Source organism: Candidatus Thioglobus autotrophicus, assembly GCF_001293165.1.
Classification (GTDB): Bacteria; Pseudomonadota; Gammaproteobacteria; order PS1; family Pseudothioglobaceae; genus Thioglobus_A; species Thioglobus_A autotrophicus.
On record NZ_CP010552.1, the window covers coordinates 954286 to 971552 of the forward strand.

Annotated in this window: 18 protein-coding genes and 3 tRNA genes; 12 read left to right on the top strand and 9 right to left on the bottom strand. The window is 40.0% G+C overall.

From position 1 onward, the window contains the following. From queA to SP60_RS05120, 3 genes are read left to right on the top strand one after another with little or no spacing between them, the layout of a single operon-like run. Entirely contained in the window at positions 1–1014 is a 1014-nt protein-coding gene (queA, locus tag SP60_RS05110; RefSeq protein ID WP_053951599.1) for a tRNA preQ1(34) S-adenosylmethionine ribosyltransferase-isomerase QueA, read from the top strand. Beyond that, entirely contained in the window at positions 1011–1367 is a 357-nt protein-coding gene (locus SP60_RS05115) for an HIT family protein (RefSeq protein ID WP_053951600.1), read from the top strand. Before queA ends, SP60_RS05115 begins: the two co-directional genes overlap by 4 nt. Then, positions 1364–1693, top strand: coding sequence for a thioredoxin family protein (locus SP60_RS05120; protein WP_053951601.1), 330 nt, complete (start codon positions 1364–1366; stop codon positions 1691–1693). Before SP60_RS05115 ends, SP60_RS05120 begins: the two co-directional genes overlap by 4 nt. On the opposite strand, the gene SP60_RS05125 is transcribed toward SP60_RS05120, so the two are convergent. The 3 genes from SP60_RS05125 to sucC are packed head-to-tail and all read right to left on the bottom strand — an operon-like array spanning position 1690 to position 4552. After that, entirely contained in the window at positions 1690–2457 is a 768-nt protein-coding gene (locus SP60_RS05125) for a hypothetical protein (protein WP_053951602.1), read from the bottom strand. The genes SP60_RS05120 and SP60_RS05125 overlap by 4 nt on opposite strands. A 56-nt stretch (positions 2458–2513) precedes the next feature. After that, complete coding sequence (gene sucD, locus SP60_RS05130; protein ID WP_053951603.1) at positions 2514–3383, bottom strand: succinate--CoA ligase subunit alpha; 870 nt, start codon at positions 3381–3383, stop codon at positions 2514–2516. Then, positions 3380–4552, bottom strand: coding sequence for an ADP-forming succinate--CoA ligase subunit beta (sucC, locus tag SP60_RS05135; RefSeq protein ID WP_053951604.1), 1173 nt, complete (start codon positions 4550–4552; stop codon positions 3380–3382). The genes sucD and sucC overlap by 4 nt, the downstream gene beginning before the upstream one ends. A gap of 52 nt (positions 4553–4604) precedes the next feature. Between sucC and efp the strand changes: the two genes are divergently transcribed. From efp to rbr, 8 genes are all read left to right on the top strand, one after another. Then, positions 4605–5168 (top strand): elongation factor P, encoded by a 564-nt coding sequence (gene efp / locus SP60_RS05140; protein ID WP_053951605.1) that lies wholly within the window; start codon positions 4605–4607, stop codon positions 5166–5168. Between the two features lie 55 nt (positions 5169–5223). Further along, positions 5224–6114: an EF-P lysine aminoacylase EpmA gene (epmA, locus tag SP60_RS05145; protein WP_053951606.1), complete on the top strand. Its 891-nt coding sequence runs from the start codon at positions 5224–5226 to the stop codon at positions 6112–6114. Between the two features lie 12 nt (positions 6115–6126). After that, positions 6127–7596, top strand: coding sequence for a tetratricopeptide repeat protein (locus SP60_RS05150; RefSeq protein WP_053951607.1), 1470 nt, complete (start codon positions 6127–6129; stop codon positions 7594–7596). A gap of 4 nt (positions 7597–7600) precedes the next feature. After that, complete coding sequence (locus SP60_RS05155) at positions 7601–8050, top strand: YcgN family cysteine cluster protein (protein ID WP_053952228.1); 450 nt, start codon at positions 7601–7603, stop codon at positions 8048–8050. Continuing rightward, a complete protein-coding gene (locus tag SP60_RS05160) occupies positions 8050–8457 on the top strand; it encodes a DUF2914 domain-containing protein (RefSeq protein ID WP_053951608.1) in 408 nt (135 codons plus the stop codon). The genes SP60_RS05155 and SP60_RS05160 overlap by 1 nt, the downstream gene beginning before the upstream one ends. Continuing rightward, complete coding sequence (locus tag SP60_RS05165) at positions 8435–9646, top strand: argininosuccinate synthase (RefSeq protein ID WP_053951609.1); 1212 nt, start codon at positions 8435–8437, stop codon at positions 9644–9646. Before SP60_RS05160 ends, SP60_RS05165 begins: the two co-directional genes overlap by 23 nt. A gap of 237 nt (positions 9647–9883) precedes the next feature. Then, complete coding sequence (locus SP60_RS05170) at positions 9884–10495, top strand: fumarylacetoacetate hydrolase family protein (RefSeq protein WP_053951610.1); 612 nt, start codon at positions 9884–9886, stop codon at positions 10493–10495. A 68-nt stretch (positions 10496–10563) separates the two neighbouring features. Next, positions 10564–11142 carry a rubrerythrin gene (gene rbr / locus SP60_RS05175; protein ID WP_053951611.1) on the top strand — a complete coding sequence of 193 codons (579 nt, stop codon included), beginning with the start codon at positions 10564–10566 and terminating at the stop codon, positions 11140–11142. A gap of 56 nt (positions 11143–11198) precedes the next feature. Here rbr and SP60_RS05180 read toward each other — a convergent pair. From SP60_RS05180 to SP60_RS05205, 6 genes are all read right to left on the bottom strand, one after another. Next, positions 11199–11272: transfer RNA gene (locus SP60_RS05180), tRNA-Cys, on the bottom strand. A 60-nt stretch (positions 11273–11332) separates the two neighbouring features. Continuing rightward, a tRNA-Gly gene (locus SP60_RS05185) sits at positions 11333–11408 on the bottom strand. A gap of 221 nt (positions 11409–11629) precedes the next feature. After that, positions 11630–12214 (bottom strand): CDP-diacylglycerol--glycerol-3-phosphate 3-phosphatidyltransferase, encoded by a 585-nt coding sequence (gene pgsA / locus SP60_RS05190; protein WP_053951612.1) that lies wholly within the window; start codon positions 12212–12214, stop codon positions 11630–11632. Positions 12215–12267: 53 nt separating this feature from the next. Further along, positions 12268–12344: transfer RNA gene (locus SP60_RS05195), tRNA-Arg, on the bottom strand. A gap of 53 nt (positions 12345–12397) precedes the next feature. Further along, entirely contained in the window at positions 12398–13651 is a 1254-nt protein-coding gene (locus tag SP60_RS05200) for a UDP-N-acetylmuramoyl-tripeptide--D-alanyl-D-alanine ligase (protein ID WP_053951613.1), read from the bottom strand. 58 nt (positions 13652–13709) lie between these two features. Further along, a complete protein-coding gene (locus SP60_RS05205; RefSeq protein WP_053951614.1) occupies positions 13710–15137 on the bottom strand; it encodes a UDP-N-acetylmuramoyl-L-alanyl-D-glutamate--2,6-diaminopimelate ligase in 1428 nt (475 codons plus the stop codon). Between the two features lie 232 nt (positions 15138–15369). Between SP60_RS05205 and SP60_RS05210 the strand changes: the two genes are divergently transcribed. Further along, on the top strand, positions 15370–17262 hold the full coding sequence (locus SP60_RS05210) for a 5'-nucleotidase C-terminal domain-containing protein (protein ID WP_053951615.1): 1893 nt from the start codon (positions 15370–15372) through the stop codon (positions 17260–17262). Positions 17263–17267: the final 5 nt, after the last annotated feature.

Consider the following 17267-nt stretch of genomic DNA (forward strand, 5'->3'; position numbering starts at 1 on the left):
ATGTTATTAAGTAAATTTGATTTTGACCTGCCCAAGTCGCTAATTGCACAAAACCCGCCAGACAATAGAACTGATTCACGCTTATTGGTGCCTCAGGGTCAAATAATTGATGCATATTTTCATCAAATTGCTGATTTTATTAAGCCAGGAGATTTGCTGGTCATGAACAATACTCGGGTTATTCCTGCACGATTATTTGGCCATAAGGCTTCGGGTGGAAAAGTAGAGATTATGATTGAACGCTTGCTAAACGATAAGCAAGTGTTAGCCATGGTGAAAGCCTCAAGAGCGCCAAAGATTGACAGCTTTATAACGCTTGAAAATGGCGATAAAGCCCAAATAATTCACAAAGAAAATGGCTTTTATACCTTAAATTTCGAAACAGATTCATTGCTAGATTTGTTAGATGAAGTCGGTCATATTCCTTTGCCACCTTATATTGAACGTGGTGATGAAAAATCAGATCTTGAGCGCTATCAAACTGTTTTTGCCGAGCAAGAGGGTGCGGTTGCCGCGCCAACAGCAGGCCTTCATTTTGATAAGGCCTTATTAGCTAGTTTAAAACAACAGGGAATTGATCATGCTTTTGTCACCCTGCATGTGGGCGCAGGCACCTTTCAACCTGTTAAAGTGGATAATATTACTGAGCATCAGATGCATAGTGAGTATTTTGAAATTAATCAAGATACTGTGGACAAAATTCAGCAAACCAAAGCCAGCGGAGGGCGTATTATTGCCGTAGGCACTACCGCTGTTAGATCTATGGAGTCTGCCGCCAAAAGTGGTGTGCTTATGGCCACCAAAGAAGAGACGGATATTTTTATCTATCCGGGTTATGAGTTTAAAATCGTAGACTTGTTAATTACTAATTTTCATTTGCCAAAATCCTCGCTACTTATGTTGGTGAGTGCCTTTATTGGCCAGGAGCGAATGATGGAGATTTATCGACATGCTATTGATCAAGAGTATCGATTTTTTTCCTATGGCGATGCCATGCTTTTGGAGCGCAGATGATTTTTGAAAATAAGTTAGTAGTAGTGGAAATTGAGCCGAGCGAAATCCCTTGGATTAAAGTATTTAGCAAACGTAAAGTTAAAGAGTTTAGCGAATGCACAGTAGCAGAGAAATTAGAAATTTTTAGAGTTATTGATATCATTGAAAAAAGAATGATTAGCTATTTCAATGCAGATAAGATCAATATTGCGTCATTTGGCAACCTATTGCCCCAAGTTCATTGGCATGTGATGGCAAGATTTGAGACAGACAGTTATTTTCCAGAGCCGATGTGGGGTGAAAAACAACGCCAAGCCAGCTTGGATTTACCTAGCTTTAAGGTGTTTTTTAAAGAATTGGGAGAGTGCTTATGAATCAGTTAGAGAATCAACAACAGCTGGACGCATTAAAGCAAGATAAAGAGGCGGTATTAATCTTATTTGGCGGCGCTAATTGTGGGGTTTGCCAAACCATTAAACCGCAAATTTTTGATAAATTCTCAGTTAAGTTTCCAAAACTAGAAATGGTTTATATCGATTGCGAACAATTACAAGAAGTCTGTGCGCAGCATGGTGTTTTTTCATTGCCTGTGGTGCAAGTATTTTTTATGGGACAAAAGTTTATTGAAGAGATTCGAGGCTTTTCACTCATAGCTTTGGAACAAGAAATTGAAAAAACCTACGCCAAAATGAATGGCTAAGATTTTTGCTTGATGTTTTGTAATGTTGGCATATCTAAGTTAAATTCTTTTGCTAATTCTAGCGCTCTATCCAGTCGTGCTGGTGCCGATCTGCCCATGCATCCATGTGCCAAATCCCCTTCAAAGGCTTTCATCATGCCTTGCTCTAATTGGATTTCATCAAAAGTTTGAGCGGTTAAGGCGGTTTGTAATTTAAGCACATCTCTAGATACTTCACGCATTAGGTCGAGATGGTTGTTACGTAGGTCGTCTACATTGGCGCCTGATTTAATGGCTATGCCGGCAATATTGGTAGTTAAGATGTAAAGATTTTTTACAACCAATTCGAATAATAAGTCAGCTTCATTGGCGAGCACATGAGCAGGGATATCAATCAGAGCTAGTGATTCTGCCAATATTTGAGCCTTTGTGCCAAATACTGGTGAAGAGATAAGCACTTTTGAATCCATGCCTTTTTTCTTTTCAAACCAAACTGAAATAACCGTTGGGTTAATAAAATTATGATTTTCCCAATCTCTAGGCAATAATTCATTTTGCATCATTGCCACACGATCTTTCCAGTGTGCTGGAATGGTTTTTAAGGCTGCTTGTAGATCGGACTCACCCGTACAAACCAAAATCAATTCTGGATCGATAGTAGCAGCTAATTCATTGATATCGGTCTTTCGAGTAATGGGATAAACCGGGTAGTTGTTCTTTAAAAAAGCGCGCGCAAAGACACTCCCTAGCTCACCAATACCTAAGACAACAATGGGTTTTTTCATCTTTATTCCTTAATAGCGCAGAAAATCTCAGCCTTCTGGCACTTTTATCAAATAGATTATTTTAAAATTTCTACTAAAGTTGAGCCCATGGTTGCAGGGGTGGGTGCAATGGCAACACCAACTGCTTGTAGTGCTTTGATTTTGTCAATTGCTTTTCCAGTGCCACCACTAATGACAGCACCTGCATGACCCATGCGTTTGCCTTTAGGTGCGCTTAAGCCGGCAATATAAGAAACCACTGGCTTGGAGACGTTGGAATTAATAAATTCTGCTGCTTCTTCCTCAGCAGAACCACCAATTTCACCCACCATAATGATTGATTTGGTTTGCGCGTCCGCTTCAAATAGCGCTAAGCAGTCAATGAAATTCATACCCTGAATTGGGTCGCCACCAATACCAATACAAGTGCTTTGACCCAGCCCTGCTAAAGTGGTTTGATGTACTGCTTCATAGGTAAGTGTACCTGATCGAGAGACTACGCCGACGCTACCAGCCTGGTGAATATTGCCAGGCATAATGCCCAACTTGCATTCGTCAGGGGTAATAACGCCTGGACAATTTGGCCCGATCAAAGTTGAGTTGGAGTCTTTTAAAATTGCCTTAACTTTAAGCATATCTTGCACTGGAATACCTTCCGTAATACAGGCAATAACTGGTATTTCAGCTTCAATCGCCTCAACAATAGAGCCGTAAGCAAAGCGTGGTGGCACATAAATCATGGTGGCTGTCGCCCCGGTTTCAGCCATCGATTCTTTGACTGAATTAAATACTGGCAAACCTAGGTGAGTTTGTCCGCCTTTTCCGGGCGTAACGCCACCGACAAACTGTGTGCCATAGGCGATAGATTGTTCAGAGTGGAACGTGCCTTGTTTGCCAGTAAAGCCTTGCGTGATTACTCGAGTGTCTTTATTGATTAATACGCTCATTGTAAGACTCCTTTTGATAATTCCACAATTTTGATAGCTGCTTGAGTCAGATCTGCTTCAGTATGAATATCTGCTGTTGATTCGTCTAATAATTTAAGTCCAGCTGTAGCATTAGTCCCTTCTAAACGAACAACAATTGGCAAGTTAAGCCCCACTTTTTCGATGGCTTGAAGAATACCTTCTGCAATTAAGTCGCAACGCACAATGCCACCAAATATATTTACCAAAATACCTTGAACATTTGCCTCGGTTTGGATAAGCTCAAAGGCTTTAGCAACTCGATCGGCCGTGGTGCCACCGCCAACATCTAAAAAATTAGCCGGAGAGCCGCCGTGATGTTCAATCAAATCCATAGTCGCCATCGCCAAGCCAGCGCCATTTACCATGCAGCCAATTGTGCCGTCTAGTGAAATATAGTTAAGCTGGTACTCGCTGGCTTCATTCTCTTTTTCATCTTCTTGTGATTTATCGCGCATGGTGACGATATCTTCATGTCGATAAAGAGCATTATCATCAAAATCAATTTTTCCATCCAGTGCGAGCAGGGTGTTTTCTGCGGTAGTAATCAGTGGATTGATTTCAATTAGACTTACATCTTTTTCGATAAAAATTTGATATAGTCCCATTAACGTCGTGATGAATTGATCAGTCAGCGTATTGTTAAGATTGAGTTGTGAAGCGATCGATGCGCAATCGTTTGTGCTTAGTGCGCCTAGTGGGTCAACGCCAAATTTGATGATTTTTTCAGGGGTTTCGCTGGCTACTTTCTCAATATCCATGCCGCCTTCAGTTGACGCTAAAATGGTAATTTTTTGAGTTTGTCGATCCACTAAAAGACCTAAGTACAGTTCGCGTTCGATGTTTTGCCCGCCTTCAATAAGAAGTTGATTAATCGGCAAGCCTTTATCGTCTGTTTGTGGTGTGATCAAGTTTGAGCCAAGCAGTTTTTCACAAGCAGCCTCGACAGCTTTAACTGAACGACATAAAATAACACCACCACCTTTGCCACGCCCGCCTGCGTGCACTTGGGCTTTTACTACCCAAATATCTCCGCCTAGCTCGCCACAAGCTTTGCTAGCCTCATCAACGGCGCTGATCAGAACAGCCTTGGGCGTTTGAATGTTATATTGTCTAAATAAGCCTTTCGCTTGGTATTCGTGTATGTGCATGAAAAAGTGCGTAAAATAAGATGCTTAAATTTTACACTTAATAGGTTAAAAAATGGCAAATTACTCTACCAGTCAATTCAAAAATGGCTTAAAACTAATATTGGGCGGCAACCCGTGTTCAATCGTTAGTAATGAAATTCGCAAACCTGGTAAGGGGCAAGCTTCCAACAAAGTAAAGCTCAAGGATTTGATTACGGGAAAAACTTTGGAAAAAACCTTTAAATCTGGCGAATCTGTAGAGGGCGCTGATGTGATGGAGCTCGATATGCAATATTTGTATAACGACGGCAATGAGTGGAATTTTATGGATCCAGACTCTTTTGAACAGTACTCTATTAACGACTCTTCTATGGATGATGCCAAAGGTTATTTGGTAGAACAAGATATGTGTGTTGTCACTCTTTGGAATGGCAACCCCATTTCGGTAACCCCACCAAATCACGTTATGCTCGAAGTGGTGGATACTGATCCTGGTTTAAAAGGTGACACTGCTGGCACTGGTGGCAAGCCTGCTACGATGAATACAGGTGTGGTGGTGCAGGTGCCATTATTTATTAGTATTGGCGAGATGGTAAAGGTGGATACGCGTACCAATGAGTACGCTGGCCGTACTTAATAGTAATGCTCTAAATATCCCTTTTAGCGAGTAAGACGCGTCGAATATATAATTTATGACACCACTCTTTAATTTTTCACTGAAGCAAAAAGCGGAAATATTTAGAAAAATCCGAACATTTTTTGATGCGCAAAATGTTCTTGAAGTGCAAACTCCGCACCTGTTAAACCATCCAACGACTGATGTTTATATTGATAGTATTAGCATGCAAGTCAATAAAGATATTGATATTCAATCAAAATATCTACACACATCACCCGAGCTAGAAATGAAAAAGTTATTGGCAAATGGCAGTGGTGACATCTATCAAATTTGCCAAGTTTTTCGTGACAATGAGCAAGGATCAGAGAATTTTAATGAATTTACTATGTTGGAGTATTATCGCCTGGGTTTTGATATACAGCAGCTAATGGATGATGTGAGCAATTTATTAAGCGCTTTAGGCTTGACCCAAAAAGTCATCAAGCTGTCTTATGCGCAAGCATTTAGTGAATTGGCTAATATTGATATTCTTAATACTAATTTTAATGAGCTAAAAAAAATCGCAAAATCGCACGACCTATGTACTGATTTTGAATGGATTGAAGATCTACAAATTCTCATGTTTACAGATTTGGTCGAGCCAAAATTGGCGCAATATCCATTGTGTTTTATTTATGATTATCCCGCTGGACAGTCAGCTCTAGCGAAAGTTTCAGGGCAAATAGCACATCGATTTGAGTTGTACTTAAGGGGTGTAGAGATTGCCAATGGTTATGATGAATTGCAATATGCGAGCGAATATCAACATATTTTTTCCCGGGAAAATCAGCAGCGTTTCCAGCTTGGCAAGGCGACTTTTGCACAAAATTTAGATTTTTTTCAGCAGCTGAAAAGCCCGTTGCCACAATGTGCTGGTGTGGCAATAGGGGTTGATCGATTGCTCTCTCAAATTGATCAAATTTGATTAAAATAAGTCATGATTAAAACCTTTTCAATAATTGTATTATTTTCTTTGCCTGTTCAGGCTTTGCAAATTCTGCAGTCTGAAAAAAGCCACGAAGTCGTCGCTCAGCAGTCTCAGGTGCTTGATGAATCGATCCAACTTTCGAACGATTTGTTATTGACTAAGTTGGAAAAATCTGCCAAAAGTGGCGATGCAAGAGCGCAATTTAGTTTGGCTAATATGTATCATCACGGTATTGGCATCAAGACTGATGAGAAGCTAGCATTTTACTGGTATAGTCAAGTAGCAGAACAAGGCTATGCGAGCGCACAGTTTAATATTGCTAATGGTTATTATCACGGTATTGGCACAGCCCAAGATTTAACACAGGCACAAATTTGGTATGAAAAAGCCGCTGAACAAGATTTTGTAGCGGCGCAATACAATTTAGCAGTTATGTATCGTCGTGGTGAAGGCTCAAAAGTCGACAATCAACAAGCATTCCGTTGGTATGAAAGAGCAGCTCAACTGGGCTACGGGGTTGCGCAATTAACCTTGGCTAAGTTGTATGAAGAGGGTGTGGGCGTCGAGCAAGATGATAGCTTAGCTCAAGCTTGGTATCTGAAAGCTGCTAGTCAGTATGATTCAGAAGCGCAATTTCATTTGGCTGATTTTTATCAAAAACGCAATCAATACGCTCAAGCAGTTTATTATTATCGAAAGGCATCAGATCAAGGGCATATTCAAGCACAATACGCCTTAGCGATGAATCTGTTTGCAGGTGTGGGTGTTATTGAAGATGAGGCTCAAGCGCAACAATTATTATTGGAAGCTGCGCAGGCAGGACACGCAAAATCTCAACTGCAACTTGGCCAAGGATTATTGGCTAATGACCAACTGATTGAGGCGAAGAAATGGCTGATTAAAGCCAGCGATCAACAAGAGAAACTAGCAAGCACTTTATTAGAAGATTTGGCAACCTTGGCGCAATCAAAACAAGATGCATTAGCCTTGGAGGTGATAGATCCTCAAGTGCCAAGTTTGCTACCAGAAGCTATAAAACTTCTGCCAGCGCCAGAGAGCATAAATCAAGTTGTATCAAGTGGTGTTACTATTCAACCACCCGCTGATATGGTTATTACCATTCCAAATCAACAGCAAATTTTGGACTCGTTAAACAGCCATGTAGAGTCAATGGTTAATGTTGAAAAATTGTTAAAAAGTGCACAGCAAGGCAATCCAATTGCTCAGCATAATTTGAGCACACTTTATAGTATTGGTGAGTTGGTGGCTAAGGATGAGCGCCAAGCATTTTTGCTCATGCAGCAGTCTGCCAATCAAGATCTCACGCGTTCTCAAAATTCTCTGGCAATGATGTACATTAACGGTGTTGGCGTAGCGCCAGATTATAAAAAGGCGTATTATTGGGCTAGTGTATCAGCTCGAAAGGGTGATGCAGAAGGTAAGAGAATTTTGGCATATTTGGTAAGTGGATCTTTATAAGTCTATGCAAAAAACAGATTTAAAATTTTGGGAAACACTCAGTTTAGAACAGATGAGCCGAGCACAGTGGGAGTCTTTGTGTGATAGTTGTGGACGCTGTTGTTTGCACAAGCTAGAAGATGAAGATACCGGCGATATTTATTTTACCGATGTGGTTTGCCACTATTTAAACGAACAAACTTGTCAATGCCCACATTATGATAATCGCCAAGAGTTTGTCCCTGATTGCCTAACCATCTACCCAGATTGGGGTAAAAAGTTTAATTGGCTGCCTAGCACTTGTGCCTACCGCCTATTACATGAAGGCAAGCCTTTATTTGATTGGCATCCGCTCATTAGCAAAGATTTGCAATCAGTACATTTAGCGGGAATTTCAGTGCGTGGACGCACCTTTTCAGATGATAAAATTAAAGAAGAGGAAATCGAATTACACATGATAGATTGGGTTGAGTAATGAAAAGAATAGTAGTTTTATTATTGGTATTTTTAACGCAGTCTACTATAGCAGCGTGGCCACATAAAAATATTTCTCAAGCAGTTTTTGCCAGCGCTATAGCTGATCGCCAACCCGTTGAGATAATCACTGAAGCGGATGATTCTTTAGGTAAAATCTATTTCTTTACTAATATTCGACACTTAACTGGCGACAGCATTACCCATCGCTGGATTTATAAAGACAAAATCAAGGCTGAAGTTAGCTTTGATATCAAAGGTGATCGTTGGCGCGTTTGGTCGAGTAAAAATATTTGGCATACATGGACGGGGAAGTGGCGCGTAGAGGTACTTGATCAGCACCGTAAAATATTGCTGGTAAAAACAATTAATTTTGGAAGAAAAGATGAAAAATACAAAAATAAATAAAGTAGTATTAGCCTATTCAGGTGGACTAGACACAAGCATTATCGTTAAATGGCTACAAGACACGTATCAGTGCGAAGTAGTGACATTTACAGCCGATATTGGCCAAGGTGAAGAAGTAGAGCCTGCACGCGCTAAAGCAAAAGCAGCGGGTGTTGAGCAAATCTTTATTGAAGATTTACGTGAAGAATTTGCACGTGATTTTGTCTTCCCTATGTTTAGAGCCAATGCCATCTATGAAGGCGAGTACCTGTTAGGCACCTCAATTGCCCGTCCACTTATTTCTAAACGCTTAGTTGAAATTGCCCGTGAAGTGGGCGCTGATGCCATTTCACATGGTGCCACTGGCAAAGGTAATGACCAAGTGCGTTTTGAGCTAAATGCTTATGCATTGGACGCCGATATTCAGGTGATTGCACCGTGGCGTGAGTGGGAGTTATCTTCTCGTGAAAGTTTGATGGCATATGCAGAAAACCACGGTATTGAGATTGATTACCAAAAACAAGACAAAAAATCGCCTTATTCAATGGATGCAAACTTATTGCACATTTCTTATGAAGGTGATATTTTAGAAGACCCGTGGGCTGAGCCAGAAGATGATATGTGGCGCTGGACAGTTTCCCCTGAGAATGCACCTGATAAGGCTGAATATATTGAACTTACTTATTCAAAGGGCGATATTATTGCCATTGACGATGAAGCTATGAGCCCTGCAACGGTTATGGAAGTGTTAAATCAGCGTGCAGGTAGCCACGGAATTGGTCGTGATGATATTGTTGAAAACCGCTTTGTCGGTATGAAATCACGTGGTTGTTATGAAACCCCAGCTGGCACCGTGATGCTTAAGGCTCACCGAGCTATGGAGTCTTTAACCTTGGATCGCAATGCTGCGCATCTTAAAGATGAACTCATGCCAAAATATGCTGAGATGGTTTATAACGGTTTTTGGTTTGCGCCAGAGCGTGAAATGCTGCAAGCAGCGATCGACCAAACTCAAGAAAGTGTTAATGGCACTGTACGTCTTAAGCTTTATAAAGGCGGCATTACCGTTGTTGGACGTAAATCTGATGATTCGTTGTTTAGTGAGAAAATTGCAACCTTTGAAGATGATGAAGGTGCATACGACCAAAAAGATGCAGCTGGCTTTATTAAGCTTAATGCACTGCGCTTACGCCTTAAAGCTTTAAAGTAAAAAAATAGCTCATTAATAAAATTTGCTAAATTTTTAAAAATACCCGCTAAAAACACCATTTAGTGGGTATTTTTGTCTTAAAAATAGCATTTTATTACTTAAAAGTGGTAATTTTTTATATAAATAGTCAGTTTTTGCATAAATTCAGAGTCAAATACTGGCAATTTTCATTATTTGCTAAATTTTTGCTCGGTTTTTAGGACGTAGAATTATTTTAGATAAAAAAATAGAGGGATTATGAATACTATTTGTATTAATAAAAAGACGATTACACCTTCAAAGATTGTTTGTGTAGGTAGAAATTATTACGCGCATATTAGCGAACTCAACAATGAAATTCCAGATCAAATGGTGTTGTTTTCTAAGCCCAACTCAGCCATTAGTCATGAGCTTAATTCATACCACCAAGAGCCTATTCATTATGAAGGGGAGTTAGCCTTTGTTTTTGAAAATGGCCGGTTTTTAGCAGTTGGTTTTGGCTTTGATCTAACTAAAAGAGAGCTTCAATCCCAACTTAAGAAAAAATCACTCCCCTGGGAGCGTGCTAAGTCTTTTGATGGATCAGCGGTATTTAGCATGTTTATGCCGATAGAAGATATTTCCCCTTCTTTATCGTTCACATTGTCTATTAATGGCGTTGTTGCACAGCAAGGAAATCTAGAGCTAATGATCCACTCTCCTGAAAAAATACTAAAAGAAATTCAATCTTTTATGCATTTAGAGGATGGAGATATTGTGATGACAGGCACACCAAAAGGCGTGGGTATTTTAGAGCCTGGAGATATGTATCAAGTCTTAATAAAAAATGATCAAGAAATTTTGTTAGAGCAGCAATGGGCAGCTCGATAGCGAATAACAAGCTGTAAGTCTTTGTATGGCGTTATAATTTTGTCATTATTTAGTTAACAATAAATCTTATGTCAAAAAGTATTAAAGGATCACAAACTGAGAAAAATTTATTGATTGCCTTTGCGGGAGAATCGCAAGCACGCAATCGCTATACTTTTTTTGCCAGTAAGGCAAAGAAAGAAGGCTTGGTGCAAATTTCTGATATTTTTCTGGAAACCGCTAATCAAGAGAAAGAGCATGCGGAGCGATTTTTTAAGTATTTAGAGGGTGGTGAGCTAGAAATTACCACGACTTTTCCTGCGGGCGTTATTGGCACGACTTTTGACAATCTGATTGCAGCGGCACAAGGTGAAGAATATGAGTGGTCAGTGATGTACCCTGCGTTTGCACAAATAGCCAGAGAAGAGGGGTTCGATGAAATAGCACAAACGTTTGAGTCAATTATCATTGCTGAGAAACAGCATGATAAGCGCTACAAAGCTTTAGCTGAGAATATCAAAGCAGGGCGTGTATTTAAGCGTAATGGTACGGTAACGTGGCGTTGTCGTAATTGCGGCTATTTACATGAAGCGCCAGAGGCGCCAGAATTGTGCCCAGCTTGTAATCACCCACAAGCTTATTTTGAGTTGCTGGGTGAGAACTGGTAGTTTGACCTAAATAAGTGTATAAAAAAGCCCGATAAAAAATCGGGCTTTTTTGTGTATGGAGGCCGGAACCAGAATCGAACTGGTCTAGATGGATTTGCAATCCACTGCAAAGCCGATTTGCTATCCGGCCAAGGTGGTGTGCAAAAAGGCTCTATAAAAAAGACCTGATAAACAGGCCTTTTTAAAAATCTGGAGCGGGAAACGAGATTCGAACTCGCGACATTCACGTTGGCAACGTGATGCTCTACCAGCTGAGCTATTCCCGCAATAGAAAGTGAAATTATAGTGTTTTTTTCAAAATAGTCAAGCCCTAATTCAAAGATAAAAACCACTAAGGTGGTATTATTTATTGTCTTATCTGTGTATGGGAAAAATATTAGTCCCACCCATAGGTTCGGCGATTATTTTTCACAAATGCAGATAAGGTAATGGGTGGTGCTAGGTTGGTGATTTCTATTTTTGGATTAGGGCTAAAGCTGATTTAACATTAATTGTCAAAAGTCTTAACTCCTTCTTTTAAATAAATAAAACCAGACCAGAGGGTTAGAAGCGTTGCGGCCATTAGTAGCACGACGCCGATTTCAAAACTTGGCAAGCCAAAGAACGGTTGTTGATAGAGTAGGAATAAAATAGCGAAAATTTGCACAAAGGTTTTAACTTTGCCGATATAAGAAACATTGACGGTTGAGCGCTGACCAATTGTGCCCATCCATTCGCGTAAAGCCGAGACTAAAATTTCGCGAGAAATGATAATCAGAGCTGCAATTGTTATATACCAATGGGTGCCAGAAGGGTAGAAATCCACCAGCATAATGAGAGCCACTGAAACCATCAGTTTGTCAGCAACTGGGTCTAGAAAAGCACCGAGTTGAGAAGTCATATTCAGCTTTCTAGCGAGATAGCCATCTAAGTAATCAGTGATACTGATAAAAGCATAAGCGCCGGTTAAGCAAAAGTTAATCCAAGTGAAAACAGGTGTTTGCGTATAGGCCGGTTGGAAATAATAAAGGGCGACAAAAACTGGAATTAAGAAAATTCGAGATAGTGTGATTAGGTTGGGGATTGTCATCATGTGGGTATTCTATCAGAAGCTGTTTGGGCAGAATAAACTTGATGTAAATTTGATGGTGGGCCCGACTGGAGTCGAACCAGTAACCGCTCGGTTCGTAGCCGAGTACTCTATCCAATTGAGCCACGGGCCCATCAAGCGCGTAATTATCGCTAGGTTTTGTCAAAAGGTCAAGCGAAAAGTGGTTTATTTTTGTAAAAGTTTTACTAATTTATCAAGTTGCGCGACTCTAGAGCCTTTGATTAATATAGTTGCACCCGTATGATTTTTTATTAAGTGTTTAGATAATACTTTTTTGCTATTAAAATTCTGGCCTTGATAATGCTTTGCCAACTTGCCAACAGTATAAAAATTCTTGGTTACTTTTTGAGTCTGAGCACCAATTTGTTGGTGTAATACAACTTCATCTTTGCCCAGCTCGGCCATGTCACCCAGTACAACAACCAATTCACCTTTGTAGTTTTGTAATGTTTCTAGTGCAGCGGTTATTGATGTGGGACTGGCATTGTAGCTATCATCAATCAGTGTGAATCGACTGGTTTTTATAATACTTAATCGACCATTTTCAGCAGTGGTCGCCTCTAGGCCAGTTTTAATCATATCAATGTCAATATTAAGTGCGTGTGCACAAGCACTTGCCGCTAAAGCGTTATCAATATTGTGTCTGCCAATTAGCTGAAGACAAACTGAGATTTTATTATCCAAGATGTGTAAATCAAAGCAGTTGTTGGTAATATTACCAGCATAAATATCACCACCTTCGCCAAAGCTAATATCACCCTTGAAGCTTGTTTGGGTGTTAACAATATTTTTAGAGTGGCTTGAGTAAATCTCACCTTTTGTTTTGATCAAATTCTCTTTACTGCCAAATTCGCCAATATGAGCGTCACCCGTATTAGTCACTATGGCGATATCAGGATTAACAATATTTCTTAAATGTGTAATCTCATTTAAATGGTTAGCACCCATTTCAATCACTGCATATTTGTGTTTCGGTTCAAGCTTGAGTAAGGTCATCGGCACGCCGAGATGATTGTTAAGATTGCCTTGAGTTTTGAGTGTTGGCGCAGACAAATTTAAAATATTGGCCAGTAAATTTTTAGTAGTAGTTTTGCCGTTACTGCCGGTAATTGCCACAGTGGTTGGCTTAATTTCACTCAGATGGTATTTGGAAATATCGCTTAGCGTTTGCAATGTGTCATCAACTTTTAAAACAGGTAAATTTGATGACACTTGTTTACTGGCAATAATGGCTACTGCACCCATTTCCTCTGCCTTTTCTATATAGTCATGAGCGTCGAAATTATCACCAATTATCGCAAGGAAAATGCCGCCATCCATCGGTTTTCGAGTGTCAGTATAAATTCCTGAAAATTCAACATTAGTGACACAATTGATGTTTAATAGTTTGGCTAAGGTTTTTGTATTCGTGTGTAGCATTTTTTTTGCGTTAGTGATCAATCCCCTGTTTACCTTTTCAAAAAAAGCTTCAATAAGCTTAACGCTGCTTGTTTTTTATTTTTTTCAATCTTGCTGCTTCGATAATAGCAGCTAACACCATATCATTGTCGTTTGATTTCAAGGTTTCATGGTTCAAAATTTGCGTGGTTTCATGCCCTTTTCCGGCGATTAGCAAACACTCTTCTTCGTTTAAAGTAATCACGGCATTTTCAATAGCAATTTGGCGATTTTCGTTAATGATAACTTCATAGCTATCGTCAATGCCACTCAGAATATCCTCAATAATAGTTTGAGGATTTTCACTTCTTGGATTGTCATTGGTGAGAATGATTGTGTCGGCTAATTTAGAGGTAATTTTGCCCATCTTGGCGCGTTTGTCTTTATCGCGATCTCCACCACAACCAAAAATAACACGAATTTTATGTTCTGGATAGTGATTTTGTAGCGTGGTAATGGCTTTTTCAATCGCATCAGGCGTGTGGGCGTAATCTATCCATATTAATTGCTGTGCATTTTTTTGCATTCTGCCTGGCGGCGGGCTTAGTTGATGTAATAATGGAATAATTTGCTCATCAGTAAAGTCGCGCGCTTTTAGAGTTTGATAGGCGGCTAAGATGTTTAGTAGGTTGAATTCTCCTAAAAATGGCACTTCAAAAACAAAGCCATTAAGCTGTGTAATAAAACCGTATTCAGTGGTTTTAATATCGTCAAAATCTTGAATAGAGTAGCGAGAAATTTGTTTATTCTTGCTGGCCATTTCAAAGTCTGCATGGCTGGCATCATCTTGATTAATCACCACACTTTGAACAGAGTTTTGCTGAAATAACTTCAGTTTTTCAGATTTGTATTGTTGCAAAGAGTGATGATAATCAAGATGATCTTGAGAAAAATTCGTGAACACGGCTTGGGTAATATTTAAACCTTGAATGCGTTGTTGTGCTAAGCCGTGAGATGAAACCTCTAGTACAGCCGTATTAATATCGTTCTGAGCGTATTCGTGTAGGGCGCGATACAGCGTAATAATATCGGGTGTTGTTTGGCTAGAAGTTTGTGAATTGTTGCTAATACCTAAAGTGCCAATAAGGCCATTTTTTACCCCTAGCTGGCTGAGTAGTTGTGAGATAAAGTGTGCAACTGAAGTTTTGCCGTTAGTGCCAGTTACACCGATTACATCAACTGTTTGAGCTTTTGGGTAAAAAGTCTTGGCCAGGTCGGCTAGGTGTGTTGTTAGGTTGTCTATACGAATAGCAGGCACATTGCAAACAGCGGTTTGCGAGTCTACTAATACGGCAATACAGCCTTGGTTGATCGCCTGATCGATATGATCTATGCCGTGACCTTTCTCCCCTTGTAGGGCGATAAACACGTCTCCAGGTTGTATTGAATTTGAGTTTAGACACAAACCTTCGACGGTTAAATCAAATTCAGTGGCAGTAATGTCTTGTAGTAGCTGATTAATTTTCATGGCAATATTATAAGATTTTTTGCAAGTTATGCTAAGATGAATCGTAAATATACCAATATTTATTCAAAAAGATGACCGCACTCTATTTTTTCATTTTATACTACATGCTTAATTGATGGTGTTTTGGCTTCTCATTCAAGAGTAAATAGAGCTTGTTTGAATAAGAGGCCATACAAAATTCTAATCATCTTAATTTAAAATTTTTTATAAAAATATGTTCCGAGGAGGGAGTATGTCATTAACACGTAGAGATTTCATTAAAGTATTGGGTGCTGGTTCGGCAGCAGGTTTGATTAGTGGCTGTGGTAGCGATGCGTCGGCCAAACTTGCGTCACAAGACAATATGTATGAGGTGCCTAAAACGGGTAATGCGCGAATTTTGCATATTACCGATACTCATGGTAACTTACTACCTAACTATTTTCGTGAGCCGAATGTCAACCTAGGTTTTGGCCCAACTTATGGTCAATTACCACATGTGGTTGGTAATAACCTGCTTAAGCAAATTGGTGTTAAGCCAGGTTCACCTGAAGCCTATGCATTTACTTATAATAATTTTGAAGATTTAGCAGCTAAATACGGTAAGACGGGTGGCTTTGGCCAAATTAAAACTGTTTTAGAGTCTTTGCGTGAGAGTGCTGGTGGCGTACAAAATACATTAACACTTGATGGTGGTGATACTTGGCAGGGTTCGGGTACCTCACTTTGGACGCGTGGTGCAGATATGGTTGAAGCTTGTAATATGCTCGGTGTCGATGTGATGGTTGGCCATTGGGAGTTTACTTATAAAGAAGCAGAAACACTAAAAAACGTTGGCTTCTTTAAAGGTGATTTCTTAGGCCAAAACGTGCGTATTCTTGAAGATGCACTAATGGGTGGTGAATATGCCACCATGACTGAAAAGTACGATGGTAACGGTCTTTATAGTGAAGATGATGCTATGCCATTTAAGCCTTATGTGATTAAAAATGTTGGTGGCCACCGTATTGCGGTCATTGGCCAGGCGTTCCCAAGAACTTCTAATGCCAACCCACAAAAATATTTCTTCCCTGACTGGTCATTTGGTTTGCGTGAAGATGAGATGCAGGAATTGGTAACAGACATTCGTGAAAATGAAAAGCCAGATGCGGTGATTGTTATTTCACATAATGGTATGGATGTTGATATTAAGATGGCTTCTCGTGTAGTTGGTATTGATGCATTTTTCGGTGGCCATACGCATGACGGTATGCCTAAACCAGTTGAAGTTAAGAATGCAGGTGGCGTAACTGTGGTGACTAATGCTGGTTGCTCGGGCAAGTACATTGGTGTAATGGATTTAAATATTGTTGATCATAAAGTGACTGGTTACGAATACAAGATGCTACCAATTTTGACTGACTTTATTAAGCCAGATGCAGCGATGGTGTCGTTCATCAGTAAAATGCGTAATACTAAATATGACGAAAATGTGGTTGAGGCGCGCAGTGCTGCAATGTCAAATAACGTGGATCGTCTGGGTAAAACTTACGATGAAATTCTAACTGAAAAACTTTGCTCAACTAACCAAACGCTTTATCGTCGTGGCAACTTTATGGGGACTTGGGATCAGGTATTGGTTAATTCATTGCGTGAAGAGCATGATGCGGACTTTGCAATGTCTGCGGGTGTTCGCTGGGGTACTTCGGTACCAGCAGGTCATGACGTTACCATGGAAGACTTGATGACGAATACATCAATGACTTATGGCGAAACTTACGTGAGTGAACTGAAAGGCGCGCAACTTAAAGAAATTTTAGAAGGTATTGCTGAAAACTTATTTGTACAAGATCCGTACTTGCAATCAGGTGGTGATATGGTGCGCATGGGTGGTATGGATTACACCATTGATCCAGCGGCAACCCTAGGTAATCGTATTTCTGAGATGAAGGATGATGAAGGTACGACGATTGATCCAAATAAATCGTACAAAGTTTCTGGTTGGGCGCAAGTGGGTTCAGTGGGCAATGGTCGACTTATGTGGGACGTTGCAGCGGATTACTTACGCAAGCAAGGTACACTAGACTTGAAGAAAGTTAATCATCCAACTATTAAAGGTGTTAAGACTAATCCAGGTATTGAAAATTACGCTGGAAAGCTTATTTAAGTTTG